At 63.2% G+C, this 14,015-nt stretch carries 12 protein-coding genes; 5 read left to right on the forward strand and 7 right to left on the reverse strand.

Translation table 11 applies throughout. The annotated features are described in order from the left end of the window. Positions 1–12: 12 nt before the first annotated feature. The 3 genes from GSQ88_RS26595 to GSQ88_RS26605 all read right to left on the reverse strand — a co-directional run bounded on the left by GSQ88_RS26595 (position 13) and on the right by GSQ88_RS26605 (position 3,127). Entirely contained in the window at positions 13–834 is an 822-nt protein-coding gene (locus GSQ88_RS26595; protein ID WP_159010731.1) for an enoyl-CoA hydratase, read from the reverse strand. 34 nt (positions 835–868) lie between these two features. Continuing rightward, a complete protein-coding gene (locus GSQ88_RS26600; protein ID WP_159010732.1) occupies positions 869–1,603 on the reverse strand; it encodes a glutathione S-transferase family protein in 735 nt (244 codons plus the stop codon). 201 nt (positions 1,604–1,804) lie between these two features. After that, positions 1,805–3,127, reverse strand: coding sequence for a L,D-transpeptidase family protein (locus GSQ88_RS26605; protein ID WP_159010733.1), 1,323 nt, complete (start codon positions 3,125–3,127; stop codon positions 1,805–1,807). A 286-nt stretch (positions 3,128–3,413) separates the two neighbouring features. Between GSQ88_RS26605 and GSQ88_RS26610 the strand changes: the two genes are divergently transcribed. Together GSQ88_RS26610 and GSQ88_RS26615 are read left to right on the forward strand one after the other, a co-directional pair. After that, a complete protein-coding gene (locus GSQ88_RS26610; protein WP_159010734.1) occupies positions 3,414–4,394 on the forward strand; it encodes a Bug family tripartite tricarboxylate transporter substrate binding protein in 981 nt (326 codons plus the stop codon). A 100-nt stretch (positions 4,395–4,494) separates the two neighbouring features. Next, entirely contained in the window at positions 4,495–6,132 is a 1,638-nt protein-coding gene (locus GSQ88_RS26615) for an FAD-dependent oxidoreductase (RefSeq protein ID WP_159010735.1), read from the forward strand. Positions 6,133–6,275: 143 nt separating this feature from the next. Here the strand turns inward: GSQ88_RS26615 and GSQ88_RS26620 are convergent, their stop codons facing one another. Continuing rightward, positions 6,276–6,671 (reverse strand): helix-turn-helix domain-containing protein, encoded by a 396-nt coding sequence (locus GSQ88_RS26620; RefSeq protein ID WP_159010975.1) that lies wholly within the window; start codon positions 6,669–6,671, stop codon positions 6,276–6,278. Between the two features lie 771 nt (positions 6,672–7,442). Here GSQ88_RS26620 and GSQ88_RS26625 point away from each other — a divergent pair. After that, positions 7,443–7,856 (forward strand): DUF3830 family protein, encoded by a 414-nt coding sequence (locus GSQ88_RS26625; protein ID WP_159010736.1) that lies wholly within the window; start codon positions 7,443–7,445, stop codon positions 7,854–7,856. Beyond that, on the forward strand, positions 7,857–9,128 hold the full coding sequence (locus GSQ88_RS26630; RefSeq protein ID WP_159010737.1) for an allantoate amidohydrolase: 1,272 nt from the start codon (positions 7,857–7,859) through the stop codon (positions 9,126–9,128). Between the two features lie 20 nt (positions 9,129–9,148). Here the strand turns inward: GSQ88_RS26630 and GSQ88_RS26635 are convergent, their stop codons facing one another. Then, positions 9,149–10,468 carry a dicarboxylate/amino acid:cation symporter gene (locus tag GSQ88_RS26635; protein WP_159010738.1) on the reverse strand — a complete coding sequence of 440 codons (1,320 nt, stop codon included), beginning with the start codon at positions 10,466–10,468 and terminating at the stop codon, positions 9,149–9,151. Positions 10,469–10,614: 146 nt separating this feature from the next. Between GSQ88_RS26635 and GSQ88_RS26640 the strand changes: the two genes are divergently transcribed. Further along, positions 10,615–11,349, forward strand: coding sequence for a cytochrome c biogenesis CcdA family protein (locus GSQ88_RS26640; protein ID WP_159010739.1), 735 nt, complete (start codon positions 10,615–10,617; stop codon positions 11,347–11,349). 26 nt (positions 11,350–11,375) lie between these two features. On the opposite strand, the gene GSQ88_RS26645 is transcribed toward GSQ88_RS26640, so the two are convergent. Beyond that, positions 11,376–12,377 (reverse strand): ABC transporter substrate-binding protein, encoded by a 1,002-nt coding sequence (locus tag GSQ88_RS26645; RefSeq protein ID WP_159010740.1) that lies wholly within the window; start codon positions 12,375–12,377, stop codon positions 11,376–11,378. A 67-nt stretch (positions 12,378–12,444) separates the two neighbouring features. Then, positions 12,445–13,926: a sensor histidine kinase gene (locus GSQ88_RS26650; RefSeq protein WP_159010976.1), complete on the reverse strand. Its 1,482-nt coding sequence runs from the start codon at positions 13,924–13,926 to the stop codon at positions 12,445–12,447. Between the last annotated feature and the right edge of the window lie 89 nt (positions 13,927–14,015).

Below are 14,015 nucleotides of genomic sequence, written 5' to 3' on the forward strand. Positions count from 1 at the left end.
GGCAATCGCCCGCTATCGCCCGCGAAATTCCGGCTTGCGCTTTTCCATGAAGGCGCGACGTCCCTCGCGGAAATCCTCGGAGTCCATGCATTCAAGCCCGATCTGCTTGATGGCGTTCATGTCGCGATCGTCACGGTCTTTCAGCACCTGCGCGATGGTGATCTTGGCCGCCTTGATCGCCAGCGGCGCGTTGCCGGAGATAGTGCGGGCGATTTCCATCGTCGCATCCCACAACTCGGCGTCAGGCACCACGCGGTCCACAAGGCCGATCCTGACCGCCTCCGAGGAGTGGATCCGCATTCCCGTAAACATCAGAAGCCGCGCCCAGGATGGCCCGACCAGCGAGACCAGATGCTTGAGGCCGTCAAAGCCATAGGCGATGCCGAGCTTGGCCGCGGGAATGCCGAACTGGCTGTCCTCGGCAGCGATACGGATATCGGCCGACATCGCGACCTGCATGCCACCGCCCATGCAGAAGCCGCGGATAGAGGCAATCACCGGCTTGGGGAAATCCGCCAGCAACGCGCGCTGCGCGGCGCTGCGTTTGGCATATTCTTCCGAGGCTTCGGCGTTGTGGCGGTTCTTTTCGAACTGGCTGATGTCGGCGCCCGAAACAAATGCCTTGTCGCCGGCGCCGCGCAGGATCACGATCCGCGTGTTTGGATCGTCGCGCAATTCGATCAGCGCACTGCCGACCCCCTCCCACATCTCAAGCGACATCGCGTTGCGCTTTTCGGGATTGTTGAAGGTGATGACGCCGATGCCGTCGGCGCTGCTCTGCAGGATCTTGCCGTCGGCATAGGATTTTTCGGCGCTCTTCGGGACATCTAGCATGGCGTTGCTTTCGGTGAGGAGGCGGTCTGCGGTTCTAAAAAAGGGTGGTGATGAAGGGATCGAATTTCGCCCGGCTGAAGGCCGGACGCGCCTGCATTTTAGCCCACCATTCGGTGACGCGGGGATGTTTCTCGGCCGTCACCTCGTCGGGCGCGATTTCCTCGTCGATCCGCTTCACAAACGGCGTTGCGGCGATGTCCGCGATAGAATAGGCGCGGCCGACAAGCCATCCTGAAGGTTTCAGCGCCTCTTCCATCCGGTCCAGCAGCAGGGTCGTGAGTTTGTCGCGGGCCGCGCCGCGCTCTTCCTCGGTGTAGGGCTTGCGCGCGACCCGCAGCCACGCTTCCTGGCGTTCCTTGCTTGGGATGCTCTTGAGCTTTTCGGCGAGCTCTTCGTCGGTCCATTTCTCCGCGGTCTTCTGCAGATGGTGCCGCCAATTGAAGATGATGAGATTGCCGATCAGCCCGTCGATGTGCCGGATCCAGTTGCGCATCAGCGCCCGCTCATAGGGGCTGTTCGGGCGCAGCGGCGGATCGGGATAGGTTTCGTCGAGATATTCGCAGATGGTGCCGCTCTCATGCAGCGGCTGGCCGTCGTGAATCAGGGTCGGGATCACACCCAGCGGATTGATCTTCAGATATTCCGCCGAATGATGTTCCTGGTTGGCCATGTCGACGACATGGCTCTCGTAGCTGAGGCCCTTTTCCTCAAGGCACAGCCGGACCCGGCGCGAGGCGCTCGAGCGCAAGCCATGGTGAAGGACGATCATGCGTTGCCCCTCGGTGGGGAGGGCATCGCAACCACGATCAAAAAGCCGTTCTGATCGATGGGCACGTGATAGATGGGCATGAATGCTCCCCGCAGCCGACGCTCTCGGGCGCCTTGATAGCGCATTGCAGCATTGATTTAAGGCACGCGCAATGTTGTTCCATGCATACGTGCACGGCAGAACAGACGAGGCCCGCAAATCTTACTGCGCGAGATGCGCTGTCAGCGGATGATTGCCGGCGTTGCCGAAGAACGCTGCTTCTTCGGCGGTAGCCTCCAGGAGCTGCTCGTCCTGGTCGTAGATGTCGTTGCGGAACTGGATGGTCTGGTCCCTGGTCATCCACGCCGTGAGATAGATCCAGGCGACCGGGACTTTCTTGGGCAGGGTGATATCCTCGCGCGCGCCGGTCGCGATCGCGGCGTCGATTGCCGCGCGATTCCATTTCGGCATTTCTTCCTGCAGCAGCCACGCGGCGAGGTCGCGCACATTGTCGACCCGCGAGCAGCCGTGCGAATCGAAGCGGTAGTCGTCGCTGAACAGATTGTGCTGGTTGGTGTCGTGCATGTAGACCGAGTAGGGGTTCGGCATGTCGATTTTCACAGCGCCCAGCGCGTTCCACGTGCCGGACTCCTGACGCACGGTAAAGTTCGGCGTGCGGGTGCCGGACCAGTCGATCGATCGCGGGTCGATCGGGGCGTCGTGGGCGTCGAGCACTTCCATGTGCATGCGCGCGAGATAGCCCGGGTCTTTGCGCATGTGCGCGGAGATTTCGGTTTTCGAGATCGACGACGGAACGGTCCAGGTCGGATTGAGGTTGACGCTGGTGATTTCGGCGGTCAGCGTCGGCGAAGGCTTTTCGGTCTTGCCGACGATCACGCGATAGCGCCGCACCACCTTGTCGTTTTCGATCGCCTCGGCGAACGCCGCGGGCAGGTTCACGACGACGTAGCGTTGTCCAAAGCTGAAATTCATGTTGTCGAGCCGTTCCAGCGACGCCTCGAGCTGCTTGATGCGCTTCTGCACGGAAATATTGAGCGCGGTGAGGGTGCGCGGCGTCACCACGCCGGTCGGCGCGAGGCCATGGCGCGCCTGGAAGCGCATCACGCCCTCGACGACCGCCTCGTCAAACGGGCCCGTTGCCTTGTCCTCGGCGAGATCGCCGGTGACGATCAGGCGCTTGCGGAGCAGGTCGTCGTTCGGACCAGCCACGCCGGAGGCGAATTTCGCGTCGGCCGGTATCGTCGGCCATCCGCCGCGCACCGCGAGATCGCCATAGCTCAGCGCCGCCTGCTTGATGCGTTCCGCGGTCCCTTCGTCGTAGGTCGGCTCATGCGAGAGCGCGAGGGCCGCCGCCGAACGCGATTCGGGCGTCGATGCGGCGGCAGGCTTGATCGCGTGCGCCGCCGGCGCTGTCGCCGCTGGCTTGGCTGAGGCACCGGCGCCCGTCGTCGTCTCGGTGCTCTGACCAAAGGCGGAGCCGCTCGCAAGCATGGTAGCGATGGCGATGATCGTCGTTGTTCGCATGTCTGATGGCCCTGCAATGCGCCGGTTGGGCGCCGACAATGAATTGAAAAAGACGGGCTCAATGGAGCCGATCAAGCCGACAACACCCGGTCCGCAAAAGGTTTCCGCAAACATTAACCTTCGAGAGTTGCGTTTCGATTAAGCTGATTTTGCGGCGGTTGCGGTGCCACAACGCCGAATTGGCCATCTGAATTTAACTTTGGTTGCCTTTGATATGTCGTCGGGACCGCTAATGTGGTTCGCAACGATATTCGTCGACAAAAATGAAGCGTGCCTGGGAGGATGAATGCGGTGGACACGTCGAGAGGCGGTGGCTGGATGCGGTGGCGCTCTGGCCTTGCTGGCCGGGTTGCCGGCCCTCGCCGGATCCTATCCCAGCCAGACGATCAAGATGATCGTGCCTTATCCGGCAGGCGGCACCACGGACTTGCTCGGCCGGATGGTCGCGGATGAACTCCAGATCGGGCTCGGCGCGGCAGTTATCGTCGAGAACAAGCCTGGCGCCGGCACGACAATCGGCGCGGAGCAGGTCGCAAGGGCCGCACCCGACGGTTACACGCTGCTGCTGGCGACCTCGACCACGCTTGCCATCAACAAGACCCTCTACAAGAAGCTGCCCTACGATCCGGTGAAGGATTTTACGCCGATCGCGCTGCTGGCCGGCGTGCCGTTTGCCTTGATCGTCAACCCGCAGGTCCCGGCGAAGACGCTGACCGAGTTCATCGCCTATGCCAAATCGAAGCCGGGGCTGGCCTATGGCTCGGCTGGCAATGGCAGTCCGCAGCATCTCGGCGCGGAGATGCTGAAGTCGGCCGCGGGCATCGATATCCGTCACGTTCCCTATCGCGGCAGCGTAGCGGCCATGCTCGATGTGATCGCGGGACATGTGGCCTTCATGGTGATCGATCTTCAGCCCGCGCTGCCGCAGATCGCGGCAGGCAAAGTCAGGGTCTTGGGCGTGACCACGCCCCGGCGCGTGGCGTCGGCGCCCGACATTCCGACCTTGGCCGAAGGCGGTCTTGCGGGTTTTGAACTGGTCGCCTGGCAGGGCGTGGTCGGCCCCGCCGGTCTGCCTCGTCCGATCGTCGACCAATTGGCCGCGCAGATCGGCAGACTGGTTGCCGATCCTGCTACGCGTGACAAGTTCAAGGTGCTGGCGCTGGAGTCGCTGCCGCCGTCGACCCCGGATAGTTTTGCGATTTACGTGAAGACCGAGGTCGATCGATGGGCCGAGATCGTCAAGCGTTCCGGCGCCGAACTGGAATGATGCAACGGATGTACCGCGGTTCTCTCTGCAAGGCGCTATTGATGGCTGAAAATGAAGTCTGTTTCGCAATGCGGTCTATCCCTGAGATGCGGTCCCTGAGATGAATGAGGCGGATGTCCTGATCGTCGGCGCCGGGCCGGTTGGGCTGACGCTCGCGATTGACCTCGCGTGGCGCGGTATCAACGTCACGATCGCGGAAACGCGTGCGCGGGCTGCACCACCGGAACCGAAGTGCAACCATGTCGCCGCGCGCACCATGGAAATCTTTCGGCGGCTCGGCCTCGCCGAAGCGGTGCGCAATGCCGGATTGCCGGCGGATTATCCGCATGACGTCAGCTATCGCACGTCGTTCACCGGCCAGGAGCTGACGCGCATCAAAATTCCGTGCCGCCGCGATCGCTTCACGGCGACCGATGGTCCCGATTGCAACTGGCCGACACCGGAGCCGCCGCATCGCATCAACCAGATCTTTCTTGAGCCTATTCTGTTCGAACACGCCGCGGCCCAGCCGCGTATCCGCGTTATCAACCGCACGTCCATCGAAGATGTCATGGTGGAGGATAGCTCCGCGACCGTCGGTCTTCGCGATCTGGAAAGCGGCACAATGCGGCGCGTGACGTGCCGTTATTTGATCGGCTGTGACGGTGCCCGCTCCATCGTGCGCAAGGCGATCGGCGCCGAGTTGAACGGCGACGCGATCATTCAGCGCGTGCAATCCAGCTACATCCGCGCGCCGGGGCTGATCGATCGCCAGCAACACGCCAATGCCTGGGGCACCGGTGCGATCAACCCGCGGCGCTCCGGCATGGTGTATGCGATCGATGGTCGGGAGCGATGGCTGGTGCACAATTACATGAGGCCCGGCGAGACCGAGTTCGAGGCGGTCGACCGCGACGCCTGCCTGCGAACTATTCTCGGGGTGGAGGCTGATTTTAAATACGACATCATCTCGAAGGAGGATTGGTACGGACGCCGGCTGATCGCCAACAGGTTTCGCGACCGTTGCGCGTTCATCGCCGGCGATGCCTCGCATATCTGGGTGCCCTATGCCGGTTACGGCATGAATGCCGGGATCGCCGACGCCATGAATCTGTCCTGGCTGCTGGCCGCACATCTCAACGGCTGGGCGCCGGCGTCCATTCTCGACGCTTACGAGGCGGAGCGCTGGCCGATCACGAACCAGGTCTCGCGATTTGCGATGTCGCACGCCGAGGCTGAGATTCGCCGCCGCGGCGCGGTGCCCGACGAAATCGAGGATGCGGGAGCGGCGGGCGAGTTGGCGCGCGTGGAGGTCGGGCGTCTCGCCTACGAGATCAACGTGCAGCAATACGCCTGCGCCGGTCTCAATTTCGGCACCTATTACGATCGCTCGCCGATCATTGCCTATGACGGTGTCGAGCCGCCGGCCTACACGATGAACAGCTATTCGCCTTCGACGGTCCCAGGCTGCCGCACGCCGCATCTGTGGTGCGATGGCGTCTCGCTCTACGACCTCATGGGGCCGGAGTTTACGCTGCTGCGGTTTGACCCGGCGGCGGATGTGGCGGGGCTGGAGGCGGCGGCGCGCAAAAAGGGCTTGCCGCTAAAGCTGCTTGAGGTCGCGCGGCCCGCAACCGCCATTTGCGACGGCAGCGGGCTCGTACTGTCGCGGCCTGACCAGCATGTGGCATGGCGCGGCGACAGGCCACCGTCCGATCCGCTGGCGCTGATCGATCATGTCCGTGGCGTCGTGAAGTAGAAAAGCAGGCGGGGGATCGGCCGAACGAACAGCGTCCGGAGCGCGGTCAGCACGGGTGAGGCCCGGTCTTGCGACCGATCGGGCGCTGAACCGCAGCGCGCGTGATCCTTCGCGAAACCGCCGATGCCTAGGCGGGCCGTGCGCTAATCTTCGTTCGCAGCGATCGATTCCATCAAGGACACCAGCTGCCGCTGAACGGTCTGGTCCTTGATCTTGCTGTAGGCCCGCAGCAACCTGAGGCTGAACGAGCTGTCGAGAAACAGCAAGCTTTCGACCTCGCGCGCCTTGCCGTCGCCGTCGTAGAAGAACGTGACGGGCACATCGAGCGCGGTCGCGATCTGCTGAAGACGAGCGGCACCAACCCGGTTGACGCCCTTCTCATATTTCTGGACCTGCTGGAAGCTGACGCCGAGTTGGTCACCCAACTCTGCCTGCGAGATGCGCTGCTCGACACGCCGTAGGCGAATCCGCTTGCCGAGTTCAATGTCGGGTTTTCCGGCACTGCGTTGCTTCATTTTCTTCGCCGCTGCTTTAATCATTCTGTTTTTACCGTCCTTCCGTCGAGAAGACCCCGAACAAATGGGTGAGAGATTCATCCTTACTTATATACTGCTTTGGGCCTGCTTAAATGGGCGAAATTGTGCGTAAACCACCGGAATCTTGTCGCGCCACACACGTCCACCTGCCGGACGGGTATTTTGGACACACAGCCGCTGCCCGAGAACCGGGGTCGAGCGGCGGCGCAATTCGATGCGCAGCGGTACTATTTTCCTGCCTACTATGCAGGCTTTGGTTGGAAACCCGACAATACTCGCGCGGTTGGCGATAGCTTCCGCAGAGATCGGCGCTGCTGATGCCGTGCCTCGTGGCCGCCATATCCCGCCGCGGCTGACCGGCAAACCGGCGAGACCAGCGACAATCCGGCGTTGAGGAACGCCGCTTTCCCGCACCGGGCGCATACGCAAGTCTTTCCATCCGCCAAACTTGACAGAATATGATACGAGACACAACCGCAGCGGGTTCAGACCCTCCGGCTCAACAAGCAGATTTGTTCGCCGGCACCGCTTTTCGGGGCAAATATATACCACCCTAAGTATTGTTGTACCTGCCGGGCCGGCCAAAGCGGTGCCGGGAAATAACGTTATCGGCGGAAAGTTTTGCCGGGACGTGCGCTGGCTTCGTCGGTCGTCGGCAGCCATATCCGGCGGCGCGCCGGTGCATCCGCGCCTTCGATGCCAAAATGTTCTTGCTTCGATACGCCGTGGCTGCAATCTCATGGCCATACGCTTTGCCAAGCAGGAATCGATCGGATGAGCCAACTTGTTATCCGCGCCGGCGACTTTACGTTCGACGCGATTTTTGAAGATCAGTTGGCGCCGAAGACCTGCGCGGCCTTTCGTCGCGCGATGCCGTTCGAGAGCCAAATGGTCCATGTGCGCTGGAGCGGCGAGGGCGTCTGGCTTCCGCTCGGCGATCTCGACTTCGGCGTCGGCTATGAGAATCACACCAGCTATCCTGCACCTGGCCAGATCATCCTCTACCCCGGCGGCATCAGCGAGACCGAGATCCTGCTGGCCTATGGCGGGGTGCAGTTCGCCAGCAAGATGGGCCAGCTCGCCGGTAACCACTTCATCACGCTGACCTCCGGGCTCGACCGGCTGCCCGAACTGGGCAAGACCGTGCTCTGGAAGGGCGCGCAGAAGGTCAGGTTCGAGGCAGCTTAGATGGCGGGAGCCGCGACGGATCACCCCTTGCTGGGCCGGGAAATTGTCGGCCGGATCGGCGCGCTCGGCGCCATCTCCGAGACGCCGGAAAATCTGACCCGCATCTTCCTCAGTCCGCAGCATCGGGCCGCCGCCGAACTGCTGCTGTCGTGGATGGAGAGCGCCGGGATGCGCGCCCATCTCGACGCCATTGGCAATGTGTGCGGCCGCTACGAGGGCGATCGCCCGGGTCTGCCGTGCCTGATGTTGGGGTCGCATTACGACACCGTGCGCGATGCCGGCAAATGGGATGGGCCGCTCGGGCTGGTCACGGCGATCTCCTGCGTCGCCGATTTGAACCGGCGCGGCCGCCGGCTGCCGTTCGCCATCGAGGTGGTTGGTTTCGCCGATGAAGAAGGCGTGCGATTCGCCTCGACCCTGCTCGGCAGCCGCGCCATCGCCGGCACCTTCGACGAAGCGGCGCTGGGCTCCAGGGACGAGGCCGGCATCACCATGCACCAGGCGTTGTCGCAGTTCGGGCTCGATCCCGCGCACATCGGCGCGGCTGCGCGGGCGCGGCGCGAGCTGCATGGCTATGTCGAGCTGCATATCGAGCAGGGGCCGGTGCTCGAAGGCTTGAACCTGCCGGTCGGCGTCGTGACCGCGATATCGGGCGCCACCCGGCTTGCGGTGAGGCTTGTCGGCATGGCCGGACACGCCGGCACCGTGCCGATGGCGTTGCGCCGCGACGCGCTGGCGGGAGCCGCGGAATGCATCGTCGAGATCGAGGAGTTTTGCCGCACCGATCCGGACGGGCTGGTGGGTACCGTCGGCTACATCCATGCCATGCCGGGCGCGACCAATGTCATTCCGGGCCAGGTCTCGTTCACCATTGATATCCGCGCCGCCGCTGATGCACCGCGCAAGCTCGCGGTGACCGATATCGTTCGCCAAATCGAGACTATCGCCAAGCGGCGGAAGCTGACGCTGCAAGTCGATGTGACCCATGAGAACCGTACCGTGCCATGCGCGCCGTGGCTGAAGCGCCAGGTTGCCGAGGCTGTTGCCGCCGAAGGCTATCGCGTGTTCGAACTGCCGAGCGGAGCCGGGCATGACGGCATGGCGATGATCGACATCGCCGATGTCGCCATGGTTTTCGTGCGGTGTCGCGGCGGCATCAGCCACAATCCCGCCGAACACGTCGAGGAGGCCGACGCCGATGCCGGCGCCCGCGTGCTGCTGCGGCTGATCGAGAATTTTCTTCCGCGGACGGGTGAGGCCAAGGCTTCCTGAACTCCGCAACGGCTGCATTGCTAACCCGCCGTGACATCCACCAGTTCGTCGCCGTCGAGCACGCGGCGCGCTTTGGCGAGATCGAGGTCGCCCTCCCATGCCGCGACCACGACGGTGGCGACGCAATTACCGATCAAATTGCCGCACGCACGCGCCATGCCGATGAACCAGTCGATCGACAGCACCAGCACGAGGCCGATCGCGGGAATGCTTGGCACCGCGTTCAGCGTCGCCGCCAGGATCACGATCGCCGAACCGGGGACGCCGTGGGCGCCCTTGGAGGTGATCAGCGACACTCCGAGCACCAGCATCAGATCGCCGAACGACAGCGGCGTGTTGGTCGCCTGCGCGATGAACACCACGGCCAGCGTCAGATAGATCGAGAACGCATCGAGGTTGAACGAATAGCCGGTGGGGATCACGAGGCCGACCACCGAATCCTTGACGCCGAGTCGCTCCAGTTTGCGCATGATCTGCGGCAGCACGGCGTCCGAGGACGCCGTCGCCAGCACGATGGTCAATTCCTCGCGCAGATAGGACAGGAATTTGACGATGTTCAGTCCGGTCAGCGCCATCACGCTGCCGAGCACGCCGAGCACGAAGATCGCGACCGAGACGTAAAACAAGGCCACCAGGGAGATCAATTGCCGGAGCGAGCCGACGCCGTATTTGCCGACCGTATAGGCCACCGCGCCGAGCACGCCGAGCGGCGCGAGCCGCACGATCAGCCCCATGGCGCGGAACAGCACGCTCGATACCGCGTCGATCAGCGAGCTGATCTTTTCGCCTTTTTCACCGCCGACCAGCGCGAGGCTGACGCCGAAGATGATGGCGAAGAACAGCACCTGCAGCACGTCGTTACGCGCCAGCGCATCGAACGAGGTGGTCGGAATGATGTTCATCAGGAAGCTGCCGATGCCTTCGCCCTTCAGCTTGTGGGCGTTGTCGGCGTAGCTCGCCAGCGCCTTGGCATCGAGCGTCGAGGTATCGATGTTCATGCCGTGGCCCGGCCCGAACAGATAAGCGAGCACAAGGCCGACGCACAACGCGACCGTGGTCATGGTCTCGAAATAGATCAGCGCCTTGACGCCGACCCGTCCGACCTTCTTGAGATCGCCGGCGCCGGCGATGCCGTGCACCACGACGCAGAACACGATCGGCGCCACGATCATCGAAATCAGCTTCAGAAAAGCGTCGCTGAAAATCTTCAGGCTGACGGCAAAATCCGGCACCGCCATGCCGAGCACGATTCCGAGCAGCAGCGCGACCACGACTTGTACGAAAAGTGATTGGTAAAGCGGTTTTCTCGTGGCTACCACGGTCGCTGCGACGGTTGACATGACCTGCTCCCCCTGTGATTGAACCCATGCCCGGATTCAGTTCGTTCTGAGCAACAAATGTGCCAAACAACCGCGACCCAGGGTAGCGGAGATTTCACCCGCTTCGATCTCTCGATGGCCCGGGTCCAACATGGTTCGATGACGGCATGATTCACGATGTTTCGATCCCCGCGGCACTGATCGCCGGCCTGGTCAGTTTCCTGTCGCCCTGCGTGCTGCCGCTGGTGCCGCCCTATCTGATCTATTTGACCGGCGCCACCATCGAGCATGTCGCCAATGACGAGACCGCATCGTCGTCGCGGCGCGCCGTGATGATATCGGCGCTGATGTTCGTGCTGGGCTTTTCGACCGTATTCGTGGCGCTCGGCGCCAGCGCCTCGCTGATCGGCACCCTGATCCGCGCCTGGTCGGCGCAGCTTTCGATCGCCGCCGGGATCGTCATCATCGTGATGGGCCTGCACTTCCTCGGGCTGACGCGGATCGGCCTGTTGATGCGGGAAGGGCGGTTGCCGATTCCAAAGCCGGTGGGGCTGTGGGGCGCCTATCTGATGGGGCTCGCCTTCGCGTTTGGTTGGACGCCCTGCATCGGCCCGATCCTCGCGGCTATCCTGTCGGTCGCGGCCGCCGAGGCGACGGTGGCGAAGGGCGCGGGCCTGCTCGCGGTCTATTCGGCCGGCCTCGGGATTCCGTTTTTGCTGGCGGCCCTGATGGTCGAACAGTTCTCGTCGCTGTTTTCGCGCATCAAGCGGCATCTCGCCAATGTCGAGCGGGCGATGGGCGTGTTGATGGTCATCACCGGAATTGCCTTCCTGACCGGCGCGATCTCCAACGTCAGCATCTGGCTGCTGGAGATGTTTCCGGCGCTGCAGAATTTCGGCTGAACGCCGGCCTCGAAAGATAACCCGCTTCATCGGATGACCTTGTCGGCGGCGAGCAGGAACGACTCCGGAATGGCGAGCCCCAACGCCTTGGCGGTGTTCAGATTGACTTCGAGGTTGAACTTGACCGGTTGGGTGATCGCCAGACTGCCGGGCTTGGCGCCACGCAGGATCTTGTCGACATAATCCGCAGCCCGCTCATTGAGGGGATCGGCGTTGCCGCCATAGGCCAGCAACAGCCCTTTGTCGGCGTAATACGGGTAGTTGCCGAAGGTTGGAATCCGCTGCCGCATCGCCAGGTCGGCGACGCGGGTGAGGTTGGCGTCGAGCAGCGGGCCGGGCTCGACATAGGCCGCATCGAAGCCTTGCCCCGCCAGCCCGGCAAAGATCGCATCATACTTGTCCGGCGCCACCGGGCTGAAGGCTTGCCAGGTAAATCCCAGTTTGGACGCTGCGTCCGTGACGTCTTTTTCGAACTGCGCGTGGACGATCGGGTCGGCTGCGCTGCGCTCGATCACCGCGAGTTTCGTCAACCGCGGCAGCAACCGCCGCACCAGGCCGATCAGCTTGACGGCGACCTCGCGTCCGGACGACGCCACGCCGGTGACATTGGCCTCCGGCTTGGCCAGGTCGGTCACAAGTCCTGATTCGACCGGGTTCGGCGTCGTCACCATCACGATCGGGATGGTCGCCGTCGCCTGTTTCAGCGCCCTCACGTAATCGGTGGGTTGAGCCGCCAGCACGTCCGGCCGCCGCGCCACCAACTCGGCCGCGAGCGCATCAACCTGGCTGACGTCGACCGTCGATACGCAGTCGAGGATCAGCGTTCGCCCGCCAACCCAGCCGAGTTCTGCCAGGCGGCGCCTGAAGGGACTGGGATTGTCATCGGTGCTGCAACCAAAGCCGCTCAGGAACCCGACCCGTTTCGGCGCCACCGCGCCGTCCTGGGCGGCCGCAAGGCCGGCGCAGGTTGCCAGTGCGAGGCCGGCCACCGCGGCCGTTATCAGCTTGATGATGTCGCTTCGTCTCATTTTCCTCGCCCCCGAGGTCCGCGCAAGAACAAGCTAGCAGTCAAATCCCGCCGGGTTTCAGCAATTCTTAGTCCTCCAGCACGCAGATCACGGTGTAGACGACGCCGCGCGGCAGGAAATCGACGGTGGCTTCGCCGCCGAGCTGGTCGCGTGTGCTGCGTTCGATCAGGCGCGATCCGAAGCCGCGCTGCACCGGGGCAGTGACCGGGGGGCCGCCGGCCTCGCGCCAGATCAGCTGCAATCTCGGTTGGCCGCCTTCATTGATGACTTCCCAGTCCAGCGCAATGGTGCCGGTGTCGTTGGAGAGCGCGCCATATTTGGCGGCATTGGTGGCCATCTCGTGCACGATCATCGACAGGATCACCGCGACGCGCGGCGACAGCGGCACGGTTGGTCCGAGCATCCGCATCCGTTCCGGATTGCTCAGCAAATAGGGTTGCAGCACGCGGGAAACCACATCCTGCAACTCCGACCCCCGCCACTTCTCCTGGCTCAGGAGATTGTGCGCCTCCGCCAGCGCGCCGAGCCGGCCCTCGAACTTTTCGCGCTCGAGCTTGCTCGCGCTGCGGAAGGTTTGCGTCGCGATCGCCTGCAGGATCGCCAGCGTGTTCTTGACGCGGTGGTTGAGCTCATCGATCAGCAGGCTGTGCAGCAACTCGCCGCGCGCGATCGTCGTCGCCATCCGCACCGCGAAGGCAAGGCCCGTCAGCAGCAGGATGCCGCCGATCACGCTGGTGATCGCGAGGTTGCGCCACAAGGGACCGACCAGCGAACTTTCCGCGATACCGGCCGCGACCGTCCAGCCGGTCAGATCGGATCGCGCAAAGCTCGTGATCAGCGGCACGCCCTCGAGCGACACCGTCGGCAGCGTCGCCTCGGACTTGCGCGCCATCTCGGCGTACAATGATGGCGCCGCGCGCTTGCCGGCGGTCTCTCGCGGATTTGGAATGCGCGCGAAATTGACGTTGTCGGCATCGAAGATCGAAATCGTCCAGTCCGTACTCGGGCGCTGCTTTTCAAGGATGTCCTGGAAAATCCCGATAGGTGGGCTGAAGGAGATGTCGTAGATGACCTTGCCGTCACGTACCACCGGCACCTCGACGGTCACGATCGGTTTGTTCTTCACCGCGCCGATGAACAGGTTGGAAAATTGCGGGGTCCTGGTCGCGAATACTTTTTCTACGATGTCATGGTTGTTGCGCGCCGGCAGACTGGCGGCGTCGGTCGTGATCGAGGAGAACAATTGGCGGCCGTCGCGATCGGACACCAGCACGACGCTATCGGCGCCGTATGGCTCGAGGAATCCCGAGACGATGGGGCGAAACGCCGCGAAATCGCCGTTGCGCAGCGCACCCGTCAGCGCCAGCACCTGCAAGCCGCCGGTCATGCGCTGGACTTCGGCATCGAGCACCAGACGGATGCTGCGCACGGTCTCGAGCACGCGCTGCGAGGCGTCCTTGCGGTCTTGCTGGTAATTTTCGAACACGATCACGGCCGCGAACACAATGAGCGGCAGCGCGGTGCCCGCGACCAGAAGCGCCAGGCGCATGGGGAGGGAAGGTTTTGGCACGCAGGTCCCGGAATGGAGGATCGCGGTCACGATACGAGAAGTGTCCGAATTGGCCAAGGATTTCAAAA

It is taken from the genome of Bradyrhizobium sp. S69 (genome assembly GCF_009766005.1).
Classification (GTDB): Bacteria; Pseudomonadota; Alphaproteobacteria; order Rhizobiales; family Xanthobacteraceae; genus Bradyrhizobium.